General features: G+C 65.6%; 17 protein-coding genes. 11 read left to right on the top strand and 6 right to left on the bottom strand.

Features of this window, described 5'->3' with window-relative positions:
- Window positions 1-8 precede the first annotated feature (8 nt).
- Window positions 9-305, top strand: coding sequence for a DUF1330 domain-containing protein (locus tag HZZ16_RS07545; RefSeq protein ID WP_197947878.1), 297 nt, complete (start codon window positions 9-11; stop codon window positions 303-305).
- 8 nt (window positions 306-313) lie between these two features.
- On the opposite strand, the gene HZZ16_RS07540 is transcribed toward HZZ16_RS07545, so the two are convergent.
- The 3 genes from HZZ16_RS07540 to HZZ16_RS07530 all read right to left on the bottom strand — a co-directional run bounded on the left by HZZ16_RS07540 (window position 314) and on the right by HZZ16_RS07530 (window position 3,922).
- Window positions 314-1,291, bottom strand: coding sequence for a Bug family tripartite tricarboxylate transporter substrate binding protein (locus tag HZZ16_RS07540; RefSeq protein WP_197947877.1), 978 nt, complete (start codon window positions 1,289-1,291; stop codon window positions 314-316).
- A gap of 26 nt (window positions 1,292-1,317) precedes the next feature.
- Entirely contained in the window at window positions 1,318-2,811 is a 1,494-nt protein-coding gene (locus HZZ16_RS07535; RefSeq protein ID WP_197947876.1) for an amidase, read from the bottom strand.
- A 97-nt stretch (window positions 2,812-2,908) separates the two neighbouring features.
- Window positions 2,909-3,922 carry a zinc-binding alcohol dehydrogenase family protein gene (locus HZZ16_RS07530; RefSeq protein WP_197947875.1) on the bottom strand — a complete coding sequence of 338 codons (1,014 nt, stop codon included), beginning with the start codon at window positions 3,920-3,922 and terminating at the stop codon, window positions 2,909-2,911.
- Between the two features lie 123 nt (window positions 3,923-4,045).
- Here HZZ16_RS07530 and HZZ16_RS07525 point away from each other — a divergent pair, with 123 nt between their 5' ends.
- Window positions 4,046-4,420, top strand: coding sequence for a winged helix-turn-helix transcriptional regulator (locus HZZ16_RS07525; protein WP_035709603.1), 375 nt, complete (start codon window positions 4,046-4,048; stop codon window positions 4,418-4,420).
- A 43-nt stretch (window positions 4,421-4,463) separates the two neighbouring features.
- Here the strand turns inward: HZZ16_RS07525 and HZZ16_RS07520 are convergent, their stop codons facing one another.
- Entirely contained in the window at window positions 4,464-6,077 is a 1,614-nt protein-coding gene (locus HZZ16_RS07520; protein WP_197947874.1) for an OprO/OprP family phosphate-selective porin, read from the bottom strand.
- A 314-nt stretch (window positions 6,078-6,391) separates the two neighbouring features.
- Between HZZ16_RS07520 and HZZ16_RS07515 the strand changes: the two genes are divergently transcribed.
- The 8 genes from HZZ16_RS07515 (at window position 6,392) to blaOXA (ending at window position 14,426) form a co-directional block, all read left to right on the top strand.
- On the top strand, window positions 6,392-7,798 hold the full coding sequence (locus HZZ16_RS07515) for a DegQ family serine endoprotease (RefSeq protein WP_197947873.1): 1,407 nt from the start codon (window positions 6,392-6,394) through the stop codon (window positions 7,796-7,798).
- On the top strand, window positions 7,795-9,132 hold the full coding sequence (locus HZZ16_RS07510) for a replication-associated recombination protein A (protein WP_197947872.1): 1,338 nt from the start codon (window positions 7,795-7,797) through the stop codon (window positions 9,130-9,132). The genes HZZ16_RS07515 and HZZ16_RS07510 overlap by 4 nt, the downstream gene beginning before the upstream one ends.
- Before the next feature lie 52 nt (window positions 9,133-9,184).
- Complete coding sequence (locus tag HZZ16_RS07505) at window positions 9,185-10,399, top strand: RluA family pseudouridine synthase (protein ID WP_197947871.1); 1,215 nt, start codon at window positions 9,185-9,187, stop codon at window positions 10,397-10,399.
- Window positions 10,400-10,439: 40 nt separating this feature from the next.
- Window positions 10,440-10,739 carry a hypothetical protein gene (locus HZZ16_RS07500; RefSeq protein ID WP_197947870.1) on the top strand — a complete coding sequence of 100 codons (300 nt, stop codon included), beginning with the start codon at window positions 10,440-10,442 and terminating at the stop codon, window positions 10,737-10,739.
- A 76-nt stretch (window positions 10,740-10,815) separates the two neighbouring features.
- Window positions 10,816-11,604: an ATP12 family chaperone protein gene (locus HZZ16_RS07495; RefSeq protein ID WP_197947869.1), complete on the top strand. Its 789-nt coding sequence runs from the start codon at window positions 10,816-10,818 to the stop codon at window positions 11,602-11,604.
- 57 nt (window positions 11,605-11,661) lie between these two features.
- Window positions 11,662-13,269, top strand: coding sequence for a flagellar hook-length control protein FliK (gene fliK / locus HZZ16_RS07490; RefSeq protein ID WP_197947868.1), 1,608 nt, complete (start codon window positions 11,662-11,664; stop codon window positions 13,267-13,269).
- Entirely contained in the window at window positions 13,266-13,529 is a 264-nt protein-coding gene (locus HZZ16_RS07485; RefSeq protein WP_025036968.1) for an EscU/YscU/HrcU family type III secretion system export apparatus switch protein, read from the top strand. Before fliK ends, HZZ16_RS07485 begins: the two co-directional genes overlap by 4 nt.
- Window positions 13,530-13,565: 36 nt before the next feature.
- Window positions 13,566-14,426: a class D beta-lactamase gene (gene blaOXA, locus HZZ16_RS07480; RefSeq protein WP_376707555.1), complete on the top strand. Its 861-nt coding sequence runs from the start codon at window positions 13,566-13,568 to the stop codon at window positions 14,424-14,426.
- 68 nt (window positions 14,427-14,494) lie between these two features.
- On the opposite strand, the gene HZZ16_RS07475 is transcribed toward blaOXA, so the two are convergent.
- Window positions 14,495-14,914 carry a DUF1330 domain-containing protein gene (locus tag HZZ16_RS07475; RefSeq protein ID WP_197947867.1) on the bottom strand — a complete coding sequence of 140 codons (420 nt, stop codon included), beginning with the start codon at window positions 14,912-14,914 and terminating at the stop codon, window positions 14,495-14,497.
- Between the two features lie 93 nt (window positions 14,915-15,007).
- Here HZZ16_RS07475 and HZZ16_RS07470 point away from each other — a divergent pair, with 93 nt between their 5' ends.
- A complete protein-coding gene (locus tag HZZ16_RS07470) occupies window positions 15,008-15,940 on the top strand; it encodes a LysR family transcriptional regulator (protein WP_197947866.1) in 933 nt (310 codons plus the stop codon).
- Between the two features lie 70 nt (window positions 15,941-16,010).
- On the opposite strand, the gene HZZ16_RS07465 is transcribed toward HZZ16_RS07470, so the two are convergent.
- A complete protein-coding gene (locus HZZ16_RS07465) occupies window positions 16,011-16,415 on the bottom strand; it encodes a DUF4260 domain-containing protein (RefSeq protein ID WP_197947865.1) in 405 nt (134 codons plus the stop codon).
- Window positions 16,416-16,536 lie beyond the last annotated feature (121 nt).

Here is a 16,536-nt window from a genome sequence, read left to right as displayed (position 1 = left end):
CGATGCGCATGGCCGCCTATGTGATCTCCGAGGTCGAGGCGCGCGATCCCGCTGCGTTCGAGGCCTATCGCGCCTTGGCCGCCAAGTCAATCGCGCAGTACGGCGGCCGTTATCTCGTCCGCGGCGGCGAGGCCGAGCTGCTGGAGGGCGGTCCAGCACCGAAGGCCATCGTCATCGTGGAGTTCCCGACGATGGCGCGGCTCAAGGAGTGGTACGCCTCGGCCGAGTATGCTGAGGCCCTGGAGCTGCGCGCGAGCGCGCTGCAGCGCAGGCTGCTGTTTGTCGAAGGCGTATTGACGCCGTAGACGGCCGGCTACTCGTCTTTGATTCCTGCTTTCTGCGCGATGTCCTTCATCTCGGCCGTCTCTTTGGTCACCGCACCGGCCCAGTCGTCGAAGCGTGCGAAGCCGGGCTCGAAGCCGACCTTGACGAAGCGCTCCGCGACGGAGGGGTTGTTGATGATCTCCTCCAGCGTCGCCGTGAGCTTGTCGCGAACTGGTGGCGGCAGCCCCCTGGGCGCGACCACCGCGCCCCATGACGAGAAGTCGATGGCGGGATAGCCGAGCTCTGCCAATGTCGGTACGTCGGGCAGGAATGGTGTGCGCTGGCTCGAGAACACCGCCATCACCTTGACGGCGCCGGCCTCGATCTGCGGCTTCACGGCGATCACGGTGTCGACATGATACTGGATGTGCTTGCCGATGAGATCGTTCATCGCCGGCGCGCTGCCCTTGTAGGGCAGGTGGACCATCTTGATTCCGGCGTTCGACTTGAACAACTCGCCGGCGAAATGCGACACCGTCGCGACGCCGAAGGAGGCCAGCGACAGCTTGTCCGGACTAGCCTTTGCCTCCGCGACGAGCGCAGGCAGATCCTTGACCGCATTGTCCTTATAGGTGACCAGCGCAAGGGTGATCTTGCCGACCCGGCCGAGCGGCTCGAAATCCTTGGCCGCATCGTACGGAACGTTCTCCTTCACGGCGGCCGGCAAGGTGAAGCTCGAATTCGAGCTGAAGAACAGGGTGTACCCGTCGGGGGCCGCGCGCGCGACCTCCTTGGCCGCGATCGTGGTGCCACCGCCGGGACGGTTCATGATGATCACGGGCTTGCCGAGCCGGGCTTCGAGCTCGCCGCCGATGATGCGGGCCACCACGTCCGAGGCTCCGCCCGGCGGGAACGGGACGATCAATTGCAGGGATTTCTCGGGATAGGTCGATTGCGCGGTGGCGAGCGAGTTGACGCTGATCGAGCCGATCGCGGCGAGCGCTAGCGTCAGGAACGTTGTTTTCATCGTGTCGTTGTTCCGCGGTTGACGTTTCAATCGAAGGCTAGAAATCCCGGCTTGTCCGCAATCGGCGGCTGCCTGGCAAGCCACGCAATGTCGGGAACGGGGCGGGCGGTATCCGGATTGGCGGCGAGCACCGCTTCGATTTCGCGCGCGACCGCGAGCGTGGCGAGATCGCCGCCGCGCGGACCGATCACCTGGATGCCGATCGGCAGTCCGGCGTCGTCGCGCCCGGCGGGGATTGCAACGGTGGGATGGCCGACATTCGTGACGGCATAGGCGAGCGCGAGCCAGTGGAAGTAGCTCTTGGTCGGCCGGCCGTCGATCTCGGCTGGATAGAGCTCCGACCACGGCCGTGGACTGATGGTGACCGCAGGCGCGAGAATAAACTCGTGATCCGCGAAGAAGGTCTGCCAGCGCCGGTAAAGGTCGGTCTGCATCGAAAGCGCACGCGCTACGTCGGCAGCCGAATAGCCGAGCCCCTCCGCCACGTTGTCGCGAACGTTGGGCCCGACCTTGTCCGGAAGCTTCTCCACGAGCTCGCGGTGGCGGCCGAGGAATGCGACGGCGCGGAGAATGCTGAACACCTCGTCTGCGCCGGTGCAATCAGGATGAGCCCATTCGACTTTGCGAAACACCGTTTCGAACGAATTGAGCTTCTGTTTGAAGGCGCGGGCGACCGCCCCCTCGGTTGGCGCAAAGCCGAAATCGCTGGTTGCAGCAATGCGGAGCGCGGAGAGATCGATGCGCGGTGGATTGCGATAGAGCGCCGGCGAAGGCGCATCGCCGGCATGAAGGATCGCCGACAACGGATCGCGGGCGTCACGATCCAGCATGCAGGACAGCATCAGGCAAACGTCCGACACGGTTCTCGCCATCGGCCCGAGCTGCGAGATCTGCAGCCAGGCCATGTTGCGGCTGTTGCTGGCGATCAGTCCGGGCGAGGGCCGGAAGCCGACCACGCCGCAAAAGGATGCCGGATTCCGCACCGAGCCGCCGGTATCGGATCCGGTCGCGAGCGGCACCATGCCAGTGGCGAGTGCGACCGCCGATCCCCCAGACGAACCGGCGGCGGATCGATTGGGATCGAAGGGATTGCCGGTCGCGCCATATACGGCGTTGCGCGTATTGCCGCCGGCACCCCATTCCGGCACATTCGTCTTGCCGATGACGATCGCGCCCTCGCGCTTGAGCATCGCGACGATGGCCTCGTCCTGCCTGGCGACGTTGTCCGCGAACAGCACGCTGCCGAAGCTGGTCGGCAATCCTTCCGCGTCGATCAGGTCTTTGACACCGAGCGGCAGCCCATGCACGGCGCCGAGGGTTTCACCGCGCATCACGGCGACCTCGCGCTCGCGCGCTGTCTTGCGCGCGGTTTCGAACGAGCGCGCAACGACGGCGTTGACCGCCGGATCGACCGCTTCGATGCGGCGGATGCAGCTATCCGTCAGCTCGACGGGGGAGAGCTTGCGTTGGCCAATCAGCGCGCGTGCCGCGACCGCCGACAGGTCGCATGGTTCGGTCATCATCAATCTGCTTGTTGCTGGTCCCGGCGGGCGGGGTTCGGCCCTCTTTTCCGGGACCGCAGACGCATGATGCCTCAATCCAGGCGGAGTGCCAAGCCTACCACCCCTCCAGCACGATCTTGCCGCGCGACTTGCCGCTCTCCAGCAGCGCGTGCGCGCGCTTGAGGTTGGCGGCGTTGATCGTGCCGAAGGTCTGGTCGAGCGTGGTGCGCAACACGCCCTTGTCGATGAGGTCGGCCACATCATTGAGCAGATGATGCTGCGCGATCATGTCCGCCGTCTGGAACGAGGAGCGCGTGAACATCGATTCCCAATGCACCGAGATCGCCTTGCCCTTGAATGCGGCAATCGTGAACTCCGGGGGATCGTCGATCAGGCCGAACTTGCCCTGCGGTGCCATGAATTCCGCAATCGCCTTGTAGTGCTGGTCGGTGAAGGTCAGGCTTGCGACCAGCGCGACCGGCGGCAGCTTTAGTTTCTCGATCTGCTCCTTCATCGGCTTGCCATGGTCGATCACCGCATGCGCGCCGAGATCGAGGCACCATTTCTGCGACTCCGGCCGCGTCGCGGTGGCGAGCACCGTGAGGCCGGTGAGGCGGCGGGCAAGCTGGATCAGGATCGAGCCGACGCCGCCGGCGCCGCCTGTGATCAAGAGAGTACGCGGATCGACGCTCTTGCCCGGCACTGCGCCGAGCCGGTCGAACAGCAGCTCCCAGGCGGTGATGGAGGTGAGGGGAAGAGCGGCGGCTTGCGCGAACGACAGGCTCTTCGGTTTGTTGCCGACGATGCGCTCGTCGACCAGATGGAAATCGGCATTGGTGCCCTGACGCAAGATCGAGCCGGCGTAGAAAACCTCGTCTCCTGGCTTGAAGAGCGTCACTTCGGGGCCGACGGCATCGACCACGCCGGCCGCGTCATAGCCAAGGATTTTCGTCTCGCCCTCGGGCGGGGCGGCGCGCTTGCGCACCTTGTAGTCGACCGGATTGGCCGAGATCGCCTTCACGGCGACACGGATGTCGCGCCCTTTGGGTTCGGGTTTAGCGGTCTCGAAATCGATCAGCGATTCCGCGTCCTCGATCGGAAGCGATTTCTTGTAGCCGACGGCTTTCATGGCGTGTCTCCATCAGATGGCTTTGTTCGCCCGCTGCCCTAACTGTCGCCCTGGCCACGTTTTGGCAAGTACTGTAAATTCGGGGATATAGTCCCTGTTTGGATACTATTGGGAAAAACACGCATGAAACGGCGCAATTTTGCCCGTCGTCCCGGTTGTTCGGTCGAGGCGACGCTGGACCTGATCGACGGCAAGTGGAAGGGCGTGATCCTCTACCACCTGCAGAGCGGCACCCAGCGGTTCGGCGAATTGCGCCGCCGGATGCCCGGCATCACCCAGCGCATGCTGACGAAACAGCTGCGCGCGCTGGAGGAAGACAAGCTCGTCATCCGCAAGGTCTATGCCGAGGTGCCGCCGCGGGTGGAGTATTGCCTGTCCGAGCTGGGCGAGAGCCTGAAGCCCGTGATCGACATCCTGAAGGCCTGGGGCGAGAGCCACCAGGAGCGGCTGTCCTGTGCGCCGCCGCCGGTGGTCGTGAAGAAGAAACGTGCGGCGTGATCGTTGGGGGAGCGGACGCTGCCGCTCCCCAACGAGCGCGTTCTTAGAACGCGAATTGCGTCCGCATCGCGACGGCATCGAACTTCGAGCCGACGTCTGCGGTCGAGATCGGCGACGCCTGTCGCGACACCGTGCCGTGCAGGTAATCTAGCATGAAGCGGACGTTGCCGTTGACGTACCAGTTCAGCGCGAGCGTATAGACCGTCTGCCGACCGCCGGCGATGCCGGTTGTCGTTCCCAGCTGATTGTTGAGGTCGATCGTCGAGAAGCGGCCCGCAATTTCCCAAGCGCCCCAGCCACCGCCGTCGAGCGAGAACGGATGCGCCGGCTTGACGCCGCTGTAAGCCGCGTTCGCCGCATTGTAGGAGCGGCCTTCGCCGGTCAGCACATAGCCGGCCTGCGCGTAGCCGCCCTGGAATTTCAGGCTCGGCGCGCCCGTCAGCGGCACGGCGGTGTTGGCGGTACGATCGACATTGTACCAGAAATACTCGCCCTGGACGATGAACGGACCGTAGGTCGCCGCCGCCTCGACGCTATAGACCTGTGCGCCCGCGGCATTGGCGATCGCGCCGGTCGAGATCAGTGTGGTCGGGTCGAGCCGCAGTTCCGGACGATCGCTGAGGGTGACCGTCTGGGTGTTGGCGATCAGATTGCGCGGCGGCTGGATCAGCCATTGCGCATTGGCGCCGATATGCACCGAGTAGTCCTTGGTGCTGATCGGATTGCCGGCCACGCGCGCCACGGCACCATATTGCTCGCTGGTGCCGGGCGGCGCCGCGCTCGAGGCGGAATGGATCGCACCGGTCGACGGTCCCGTGACATAGCCGCCGATCCAGAGCTGGTCGTTGAACCACCGCGCACCGGCTGCGGAACGGAAATCGCCGGCGGCGATGTTGGTCGCGATCACGCCGGGCGAGGCGCGCTCCATGAACATGATGTCGTTGGAGCTCGTGGCTTCATCCAGGGTGTATGGCAGATCCATGATGCCGGCCTCGATCGCCATCTTGCCGCCGAACGGTTTCAGGCCGGTGTAGCTGATATAGGCGTTCTCGACCCCGGAGACGCCGCCGCCCGGAAGCGATCCCGGTGCTGTGCCGCCAAATCCGTCGGACGAGCCGCCGAAATCGTAGACCAGTGCAAAATTCCAGTCGTTGAAGAACTTGCCGGTGACGCCGATGCGCGCGCGGCGGACGTTCTGGCCGCTATCGAGCTTTTGCGGCACGGTGGCCGCGGTGTTGGGACGATAGTCATAGCCGCCGACGTCCCAATGCAGGCGGCTGGTGATGGCGACGCAGTTGGCCTGGTCGGCGGTGCAGATCGTCGGCCGGTTGTTCGGCATCGTCACGACGACGCCGGACGCCGGCGCGGGCCCCTTGACGGGGATTGCCGCGTTGGCATTGGCAACTGCGGCCTTTGCCTCCGCGCGTGCCTCGGCCTTGGCCTCAGCCTTGGCTTCGACTTTCACCTTCGCCGCGGCTGCCGTGTTCGCCGCGGTCTGGCTCTGGAGCTTGTCGAGCTTCTGCTCGAGCATCTTCAACTGCTGCTTCAACAGCGCGATTTCCTGCTCGCTGCTGCTTGCCGACTGGGCCTGGGCCGGCGAGGCCGCTAGCGCGCCGGCGAGACCCATCGCTGCGGCCGCAATTCTTTTTTTGCTCACGTGACGCCTCCATCGTTTGACTGTTTTCCCCAAGTCGCGAACGGAGAGCCTAGGTGTGATCGATGACTGCCCCGCGACGCTGCGATCGGTTGCGTGGGTTCCCACTGATGCAAATTCGCCGCAACCGAATCCGCTTCACACCACCATGCAAGATGATGCACATCATGCCAATCCGCCGGCCGGGCAAATTGCCGTTTCGCACGGCACCCTTGCATGCCGGACACGGCTGGGAAGGGGCCGAATATTGCCCCCCGGCGGCCTTCTATTGGGGAGCGAACGCGCCTATATTCCGGCGTCTTTTCCAAGAGGTAGGAATGCTTCGAGCGACCTGGACTGCCGCCCTCACGGCGCTGTGCGTAGCCTTTTCGGCCACCTTCAATCCGGCTGCGGCGCAGGACCGTCGGGTCCCATCGTCTCCGGCCGAGCTGCGGATGTCCTATGCGCCGATCGTGCAGCGGGTGCAGCCGGCGGTCGTCAACGTCTATGCCGCAAAGGTGGTGCAGAACCGCAATCCGCTGCTGGACGATCCGATCTTCCGCCGCTTCTTTGGCGTGCCGGGCCAGCAGCCCGAGCAGATGCAGCGCTCGCTCGGCTCCGGCGTCATCGTCGATGCCTCCGGCCTCGTCGTCACCAACGTCCACGTCATCGAGGGCGCCGACCAGGTGAAGGTGTCGCTGTCGGACAAGCGCGAGTTCGAAGCCGAGATCCTGCTCAAGGATTCCAGGACCGATCTCGCCGTGCTGCGCCTGAAGGACAGCAGGGAGAAGTTCCCAACGCTCGACTTCACCAATTCCGATGAACTCTTGGTCGGCGACGTCGTTCTTGCCATCGGCAATCCCTTTGGCGTCGGCCAGACCGTGACCCACGGCATCATCTCGGCGCTGGCGCGCACGCAAGTGGGCATCACCGACTATCAGTTCTTCATTCAGACCGATGCGGCGATCAATCCCGGCAATTCCGGCGGCGCGCTGGTCGACATGAGCGGCCGACTCGCCGGCATCAACACCGCGATCTATTCGCGCTCCGGCGGCTCGCAAGGAATCGGCTTTGCGATTCCCGCCAACATGGTGCGCGTCGTCGTCGCCTCCGCCAAGAGCGGCGGCAAGGCGGTGAAGCGGCCCTGGCTCGGTGCGAAATTGCAGGCGGTGACGCCCGAGATCGCCGAGAGCCTCGGCCTGCGCTCGCCGACAGGTGCGCTGGTCGCGAGCGTGGTGTCGAACGGTCCGGCGGCGAAAGCCGGCCTGAAATCCTCCGACCTCATCACCGGAATCGACGGCCAGGCCGTGGATGATCCCAACGCCTTCGACTATCGCTTCGCAACCCGTCCGCTCGGCGGCACCGCGCAGCTCGACGTGCAGCGTGGCGGCAAGTCGGTGAAGCTCACGGTGGCGCTGGAGACGGCGCCCGACACCGGACGCAACGAGATCGTCGTCACCGCGCGCTCGCCGTTCCAGGGCGCGAAGGTTTCGACCATCACGCCGGCCGTCGCCGATGAGCTGCGTCTGGATGCCGACACCGAAGGTGTCGTGATCACCGATATCGGCGGCGATACCGCTGCCGCGAGTGTCGGCTTCCAGAAGGGCGACATCATCCTGGCCGTCAACAACCAGAAGATCAGCAAGACCGGCGACCTCGAGAAGGCCGCAGGTGAACGGGCGCGGATCTGGCGCATCACGCTGGTGCGCGGCGGCCAGCAGATCAACGTCACGCTGGGCGGATGAGTCCGAAGCGACCAACGGAGACGCCGACTCTCTTTGCCGCGGCGGGGCTCGACCACGATGCTCCGCATCCGCTGCCGGATCGGCTGCGCCCGCGCACGCTGTCGGAGGTCGTCGGCCAGGACCACATCCTCGGCCCGGACGGTGCGCTGACGCGCATGCTGGAGACGCGCACGCTCGGCTCACTGGTGTTCTGGGGCCCGCCCGGCACCGGCAAGACCACGGTGGCGCGGCTCTTGGCTGACGCGACGGATCTGCATTTCGAGCAGATCTCCGCGGTGTTCTCCGGCGTCGCCGACCTCAAGAAAGCGTTCGATGCCGCGCGCGCCCGCCGCGAGATGGGCAAGGGCACGTTGCTGTTCGTCGATGAGGTGCACAGATTCAACCGCGCCCAGCAGGACTCCTTTCTGCCCGTGATGGAAGACGGCACGGTCGTCCTGGTCGGCGCCACTACCGAGAACCCGTCGTTCGAGCTCAACGCGGCGTTGCTCTCGCGTGCGCGCGTGCTGGTATTTCGCTCGCTCGATGCCGCCGCGATCGAAAAGCTGTTCGTGCATGCCGAAGCCGTCGAGGGCAGGAAGCTGCCGCTCGATGCGGAGGCGCGCGCGGTGCTGGTGCGGATGGCCGACGGCGATGGCCGTGCGGCGTTGACGCTGGCCGAAGAGGTCTGGCGTTCGGCGCGGGCGGACGAGATTTTCAATGCCGCGCAGCTGCAGGAGATCCTGCAGCGCCGCGCGCCGATTTACGACAAGTCGGCCGATGGCCATTACAATCTGATCTCGGCGCTGCACAAGTCGGTGCGCGGCTCCGATCCCGATGCGGCGCTGTATTACCTCGCGCGCATGCTGGACGCCGGCGAGGACCCGCTGTTCCTGGCCCGCCGCGTCGTGCGCATGGCGGTCGAGGACATCGGCCTGGCCGATCCGCAGGCGCTCGTCATCGCCAATGCGGCGAAGGATGCGTTCGACTTCCTCGGCCATCCCGAAGGCGAGCTCGCCATCGCGCAGGCCGTGGTCTATCTCGCCACCGCGCCGAAATCGAACGCGGTCTACACCGCCTTCGGCACCGCGATGCAGGTAGCGAAGCAGGCCGGCTCGCTGCTGCCGCCAAAGCACATCCTCAATTCCCCGACCAAGCTGATGAAGTCGGAAGGGTACGGCTCGGGTTACGAATACGACCACGACGCGCCGGACGCCTTCTCCGGCCAGGACTACTTCCCGGAGGCCCTGGGACGTCAGACCTTCTACGACCCGCCCGAGCGGGGTTTCGAGCGCGAGATCAGGAAGCGGCTGGATTACTGGGCCAAGCTGCGCAAGGAACGGGGCGACTCGCGCTAGAAGCGGCCATTTCGTCGTGACGGAAGGCCGCTTTTAGGGTACGCAGGCAACCATGAGCCGCCGTATCAAGAGAATGAACCCAAAGCCGCGTTCGCGTGACGAGCGCGACGATTCGCGGCCGCATCAGGTGCGCAGCGCGAAGAAGGCCGGGCCGCGTCCGGGCGGCAAGCCCGGCGGTAAGCCGCCGCGCTTTGTCGGCGAGCGCGCCGAGCGGCGTCCGCCCAAGGCGGTTCAGGAACGGCCGGCACCTGAAAAATCCGTCGAGGCGCTGCTGCCGACCAAGGTGCAGACCGTCACGGTCGCGGCCGACGAGAATAACATGCGCGTTGACCGTTTCCTGGAAGCGCGCTTTCCGGGCCTGTCGTTCTCTCACATCCAGCGTGTCGTCCGCAAAGGCGAGCTGCGTGTCGACGGCAAGCGCGTCGACAGCAAGGACCGGCTGGAGGAGGGACAGAGCGTCCGTATTCCGCCGCTGAAGCTCGACGCGCCGAAGGCGGCAGGCCCGCTCTCGGAGGCTGCGCAGAAGACGCTCAAGGCACTGAAGGAGATGACGATCTGGGAGGACGACGACGTCCTCGTCCTGAACAAGCCCGCCGGCCTTGCCGTGCAGGGCGGCTCGGGCATGACGCGGCACATCGATCAGATGCTGGAGGTGATGCGCGATGCCAAGGGCCAGAAGCCGCGTCTCGTCCACCGTATCGATCGCGAGACCTCGGGGTGTCTGCTGATCGCCAAGACGCGCTTTGCCGCCTCGCATCTGACCGGTGCGTTCCGCTCGCGCTCGGCGCGAAAGGTCTATTGGGCCCTGGTGCCGGGCCTGCCGAAGCCGAAGCAGGGCCGTATCTCGACCTTCCTTGCAAAGGAGGAGGGCGAGGACGACACCATCATGCGCATCGCCCAGCATGGCGATGAGGGCGCCAGCCACGCGGTGACGTACTACGCCGTGGTCGAGACCGCCGGCAACAAGCTGACCTGGGTGTCGCTGAAGCCGGTGACGGGCCGCACGCACCAGCTACGCGCCCACATGGCCCATATCGGCCATCCCATCGTTGGCGATCCCAAATATTTCAACATCGAGAACTGGCAGCTGCCGGGCGGCCTGCAGAACCGGCTGCATCTGCTCGCACGCCGCATCGTCATCCCGCATCCGCGCGGCGGCGTGATCGACGCCACCGCGCCGTTGCCGCCGCATATGCAGCAGTCGTGGAACCTGCTGGGCCTGGACGCGACCAGATTTGATCCGATCGAGAACGCGCCGGAAGAATAGTGAGGTTGAACAGGGGCGGCAGGCGCACGACATGCCCCCCATGGGACGAGTGTCGATCTGCTTTGTGCTTTTGGCCGCGCTGTTCGTAGGGCAGCCTGCCCACACACAATATCTGTTGCCGGACGCCGCGCGGCTTGCTCCACCGCTGCCTGCGCCGTCAGCGCCGCCGAAGATCGAGGTGCCAAAGGTTCCGCAATTCGACGCGCGGCCGCGCTATGATTACCAGCCGCTCCCGCGCAACTCCTTCAGCGATCGCGTCACGAAGTGCCTCGATGACGCTGCAGCCGCAGGACTGGGTCCGGCCGATCGCGGCACTTATGCGCGCAGCTGCGCGAACTAACCGCACGTCTCGTCGTGCTGGCGGGGTCAGGACGATGCAGGTAATTTTGTCTGACGATAGGATCGGAAAAATCGACATGCGCGAATTGTTCGAAGAAGCAGCAAGGCAGCCCGCGCCGGATCCCCAGGAATCGGCGCGGGCGTCCGCGCGCACGCCGCTGCGCAAGCGCTTCTACAAGGACGCCGGCGTCGCCGATGCGGTGGGCGGCTTTGCCATCACCCTCGACGGCAAGGCGATCCGCACGCCGTCCGGGCGCCAGGTGGTGATCCCTACACGCGCGCTCGCAGATAGCGTCGCCGCGGAATGGGCTGCCCAGGGTGACACGATCGATCCCGTGACCATGCCTTTGACGCGCATCGCCAACAGCGTGGTCGAGGGCGTCGTCGACCGCGTCGACCTCGTCAGCGAGGACCTCGCCAAATATTTCGAGTCTGACCTGCTGTTCTATCGTGCCGGCCATCCCGAGGGCCTGGTCGCCCGCGAGGCTGCGCATTGGGATCCCGTGCTGTTCTGGGCCGCGCAGACGCTGGGTGCGCATTTCATCCTGTCCGAAGGCGTCATGCACGTGAAGCAGCCGGACGAGGCGGTGAAGGCCGCACGGGCCGCGCTGCCCGGCGATCCCTGGTCGGTCGCCGCGCTCCACATGGTGACCACCCTGACCGGCTCGGCGCTGCTGGCGCTGGCGCTGGACCAGGGCGTGCGCGATGCCGACCAGGTCTGGGCCGCCGCCCACGTCGATGAGGACTGGAACGTGGAGCAATGGGGCGTGGACGAGGAGGCGGCTGCCCGCCGCGCCGCCCGCCTGAAGGATTTCCAGGCCGCTGTGACGGTTCTGGCGGCGGTGAAGCAACCGGCCATCCCTTAACGAGAGGTTTACGAGGCGGCGGTTACGGTCGCCGGCATTCCCCCAGGGCTTGCCGAGATGCCGACGCCGGTCACCTCCATCGCTCCCGTCAACGCCGCCAGCCGCCCGGCTGATGCGGCGACGCCGGATCTCGTGCTTCAAGCCGGCAGTGTCGTCGATGCCAGGGTGGTCAGCGTGCTCGCCGACAATCTGGTGCGGATCGCGATTGCCAACCTGTCGATGGACGTGATGTCGGAGGTGGCACTGACGCCGGGGCAGAATCTCCAGCTCGCGGTCTCGCAGAGCAACGGCACCATTCGCCTCGCAGTCATGAGCGGGGCAGGCGAGGCGGCGGGCGACCAGGTCACGCTGACGCCGCGCGCGGCCTCGCTGGTGGACAGCCCGCCGCTGGCCCCGTCGGTGGCCGCGGCACGGAACAGCCTGACGCCGTCCCAGCAGGTCGCCGTCGCAACGGCCTCCGCCGAGGCCGCGACCAAACAGGGCAGCCAGGCGCCGCTGTTCGCTAACCTCGCCTCCGTCGTGACGAGCAGCAATCTGCCCGCAGGGCTGAAGCATGCCATGCTCGACGTGCTGGCGCAGCAGACGCCGCTCAATACCGCCCTCGACGGCGGCGATATCGAATCCGCGTTCCAGAAATCCGGACTGTTTCTCGAGGCATCATTGGCCGCAGGCACGACTTCGTCCGCCGGCGCGATCCCGGACTTGAAGGCCGCACTGCTGGTGTTGCGCCAGACCCTGGCATCGACCTCCGGTGCGATTGCGACGGGAGTGGCGCAGGCAACTGCGCAAGGTGCGTCGCTGCCGGCGAGTACTGCGGCCAAGACGCAGATCGCAGCCTCCACGCTGGCGGGCGAAACGGCGCAAGCGGCGTTGCCGGAAGTCGCGCAAGGGCCGCGCGGCGCGCTCGCTGCCGCCGTGCTGTCCGATGTGGCGGGCAACCATCCGCAAGCCCTGCTGTCGCGAACCATGTCTGCCGGCCTTGCCGCGAGCCTGCTGCAGGAGGTCACGCAAAACCTGCCGCGCCTGACCGGCAACGTGCCGGGCTCCAACAAGGCCGTGCCGGATGCCCATTTCTTCGAGGCTGCCGCACACCCGACACCTCCGCCAGTCCGCGGTGCGCTGCCGGCGCTTCAGTCCATCGCCGCGCCGTCGCTCGCGCCGGACACGCCGCTGGCTGCGACCGTGCATCGTCTGCTCGACGACACCGATGCCGCGATCGCACGGCAGACGTTGTTGCAGATTGCCTCGCTCCCCGATCGCACCGACGCCAGCGGCCACCGCATCGATCCGGCCGTGCCGCAGTGGAATTTCGAAATTCCGTTCGCGACCCCGCAAGGGACCGCGATGGCGCAGTTCGAGATCTCGCGCGATGGCGGCAATGAGTCGGACGACCTTGCCAAGCGCGCCTGGCGCGCGCGCTTCTCGCTCAATGTCGAGCCGGCCGGGCCCGTGCATGCGCTGATCACGCTGAACGGCGACAAGACCTTCGTACGGATGTGGGCGGAGCGGCCTGATACGGCGCAGCAGCTCCGCGCCGGCATCGGTGAGCTCAGCCAGGCCTTGACGAAGGCCGAGCTCAAGCCCGGCGATATCGTCGTCCGCGACGGTACGCCGCCGCAACCGGCGCCGGCCCGCGCCGGCCACTTCCTGGATCGCGCCACATGAGCGATCCGTCCAAGCTCGCGATCGCGCTGCATTATGAGAAGGGATCTGGCGCGCCCGTCGTCGTCGCCAAGGGCAAGGGGACGATCGGCGAAAAGATCGTCGAGATCGCCAAGGCGCACGACATTCCGATCGAGGAGAACGAGGTTCTGGCCGGCGCGCTGTCGAAGGTCGAGCTCGGCGACGAGATCCCGCCGGATCTCTACAAGGCCGTCGCCGAGGTGCTGGTGTTCGTGCTGCGGCTGTCGGGCCGGGGGCGGTAAGAACAACCTGTCATCGTTTCACCATGGAGCGGCTGCATGGTCGCACCGGTTCTTCGCTGCTTCAAACGGACACCGCCCTTGCTCACCCGCCGTTCCACGCTCGGCCTCCTCGCCGCAACCGCGATCCTGCCGCGACACGCGTGCGCCCATGTCGCGCCGCCCCGCAATGAGATCCGCGATAGTCTTGCAAAGCGCTTCACCGACCTCGGCACGTCGGGCACCTTCGTCGGCTACAAGGTCGAGGACTATCTGATCGTCGCCAGCGACAAGGAGCGTTCGGGTGAGGGCAAGTTGCCGGCCTCGACCTTCAAGATTCCGAACTCGCTGATTGCGCTCGAGAGCGGTGTCGTCGCTGACCCCGACAAGGACGTGTTTGCCTGGGACGGTGTCAAGCGCCCGATCGAGGCCTGGAACAAGGACCATACGCTGCGCAGTGCGATCGCGGTAAGCGCGGTGCCGGTCTATCAGGAGATCGCGCGCCGCATCGGCGAGGAGCGCATGCAAAGATATGTCGATGCGTTCGACTACGGCAATCGCGACATCGGCGGCGGTATCGACCAGTTCTGGCTCACCGGGGCCTTGCGCATCGATCCGGTCGAGCAAGTCGATTTCGTCGACCGGCTGCGCCGGCGCGCGCTGCCGATCTCAAAGCGCAGCCAGGATCTCGTCGCCGATATCCTGCCGACGACCAAGGTCGGCGACGCCGTCATTCGCGCCAAGTCCGGTCTCCTGGGAGCCGAACGCGGCGAGCCGTCGCTCGGCTGGATGGTGGGTTGGGCCGAGAAGGGCGAGGCACATACCGTGTTCGCGCTCAACATGGATTGCAAGGAGCCGCGCCACATCGAGGCCCGCATGACGCTGACGCAGGCCTGCCTTTCCGAGATCAGCGCGATCTAGCGCGACCGGGCGGCTTATGGAGAAGCAACCCGATCGCACACGGTCAATTTGATGCGCGCGGTTGCACGTCAATCCGGCACCTGAACTTCGGTCGTGGCAATCAGACGCCAATCGGCGAGCGCGGCCAAGCGATGGGGCTCGGCCTCACGCCGGTAATCGGAGCTCAAGACGATGGCTCGAAAGGTCGCGAAGTCCGGGTAGCGAACGATTGCGGCGTCGTGCCAGGCTTCGCCCTGCGCTGCCACCAGCAGGGCTCCGACAGATCCAAGCCAAGTCGGCGTGACCCCTAGCGGAATCGCGACCTTGCGAAAGGCGGGGACATAGCGCGTGTAATAGGCTTCGCGGCCGCTACAGGCCGGAAGCTCGGATTCGTCTGAGTACAGGGCCTCATCCCGATAGCGCAGCAGATTGATCATGAAGATGGGTTGATCTCCGGGCACGTTCGAGCCTGCCATTTCGAGTGATGCATGATCGATATCGACGAACATTGTTCTCTCCGGTCGTGGGTTCTTGCTGCGTGCTGATATCGCTTCGAACGTGCGGCCTTGTAGTGGCTTCGATGTCACTGCTATGATGACGTCATGGCAACACCACGCAGCCATCAGCAACTGCTCAATCTGCTCCAGTTCGTTCGCGTCGTCGAAGCGGGCTCCTTTGCCGAGGCCGCCCGCCGCGCCGGAACGTCGACCTCGGCGATGTCGAAGGCGATCGCTCGGTTCGAGCAAATGCGTGGAGTGAAGCTGCTCCATCGGACCACCCATGCGATCTCGTTGACCCATGACGGCGAACGTCTGCTGGAGAGTGCCAGGGAGTTGCTGCGGCAGGCCGAACAACTCGACGTCATGCTGGACGAAGCCAGCGGCGGCGAAGCGGGGCGCGTGCGCCTCGCGGCGCCGGGCGCTTTCCTCAGGGCCTGCATCGCTCCGAAGTTGCCGGCAATTCTGAAGGCCAACCCGGCGCTCGAGCTCGAGTTGAAAGTCGACGATTTCGGTCTTGATCTCGGGTCCGAAGGTATCGATGTCGCCATCCGCTTCGGCTCGCTCGATGACTACCCGGGCGTCACCGCGAAGCGGTTGGCATCATTTCCGTGGGTGCTGGCCGCGACTCGCCGGTATGTCGAATTTATGGGAGAGCCCCGGTCGGTCCGAGAACTCGACGCGCATCATCAGATTGGTTTTCGCGATCCGGCGACGGGACAGCTCATGCCGTGGCAGTTTCAGGATCCGTCGGACGGTGCGCTGGTCAGGATGCTGCCGCGAAAGCGCATCGTCGTCGAGGACATGTCGGTTGCATGGGCGATGGTCTCGCGAGGCCTCGGCATAGCCTGGCTTCCGGCATGGTGCGGCCTGAAGGATCTCGAAGGCGGCCGCATCGTCGAGCTGTTGCGCGGCTGGCGGGTGCCGAATACGTCGATCCACGCCGTTCAGGTCAGCCGCAAACAGATGCCGACACGGATCCGCAGTCTCTTGCGGGTCCTTTCAGAAAGTGCGTCCACATGGGACTATCGGGGCTAAACCGCGACAGCACCTTCTTCGGTCGCCGGGCTGAGTTCAGGCAGGGTCAGGCTTCGCCGTCATTCCGCGGTCAGGAGTCCTTCTGCCGCCCGATCCGCCCCAAATGGGTGAAGCCGAACCCGGCGGAATATTTCAGGCCGAAGCCGAGCGCCCGGTCGATGCCGATATGGGCAAGCCAGATCAAGGCGATGGAGAGGGTGAGAGGCGAGGCGAGGCCGAAGCCCAGCGTCAGCAGCGCCACCGGTGCCATGTAGCTGTGGGCAGCGTTGTAGACCATCGCGCCGAACCTGGCGTCGGACAGGTAGGCCAGGAAGCTCAGATCGGGCACGAAGAACAGCACGGCAAACACCAGCCACGACCCGTCCCAGGCCGCATAGAGCGTCACCATCCCGGCAAACAGGGTCAGGCCCTCCAGCCGCAGCAGGATGTTGACGCCGCCTGTCGCAGCGCCCGTCTCGGCCGTTCCTTCCGTCACGCTCGTCTCCTGGGGAAAACTTTGTAATTCCTTGCGCTTTCCCGCTGCGGCAGGGCAGCCCTGCGACGGCGAAAGCGGCTTTCCGGGCCGCAAAATGCCGTGTTAGAACCCGCCCATCACT

It is taken from the genome of Bradyrhizobium glycinis, assembly GCF_016031655.1.
Classification (GTDB): domain Bacteria; phylum Pseudomonadota; class Alphaproteobacteria; order Rhizobiales; family Xanthobacteraceae; genus Bradyrhizobium; species Bradyrhizobium glycinis.
The sequence above is the reverse complement of the archived record's forward strand: the minus strand, read 5'-3'. Positions and strand labels throughout refer to the sequence as shown.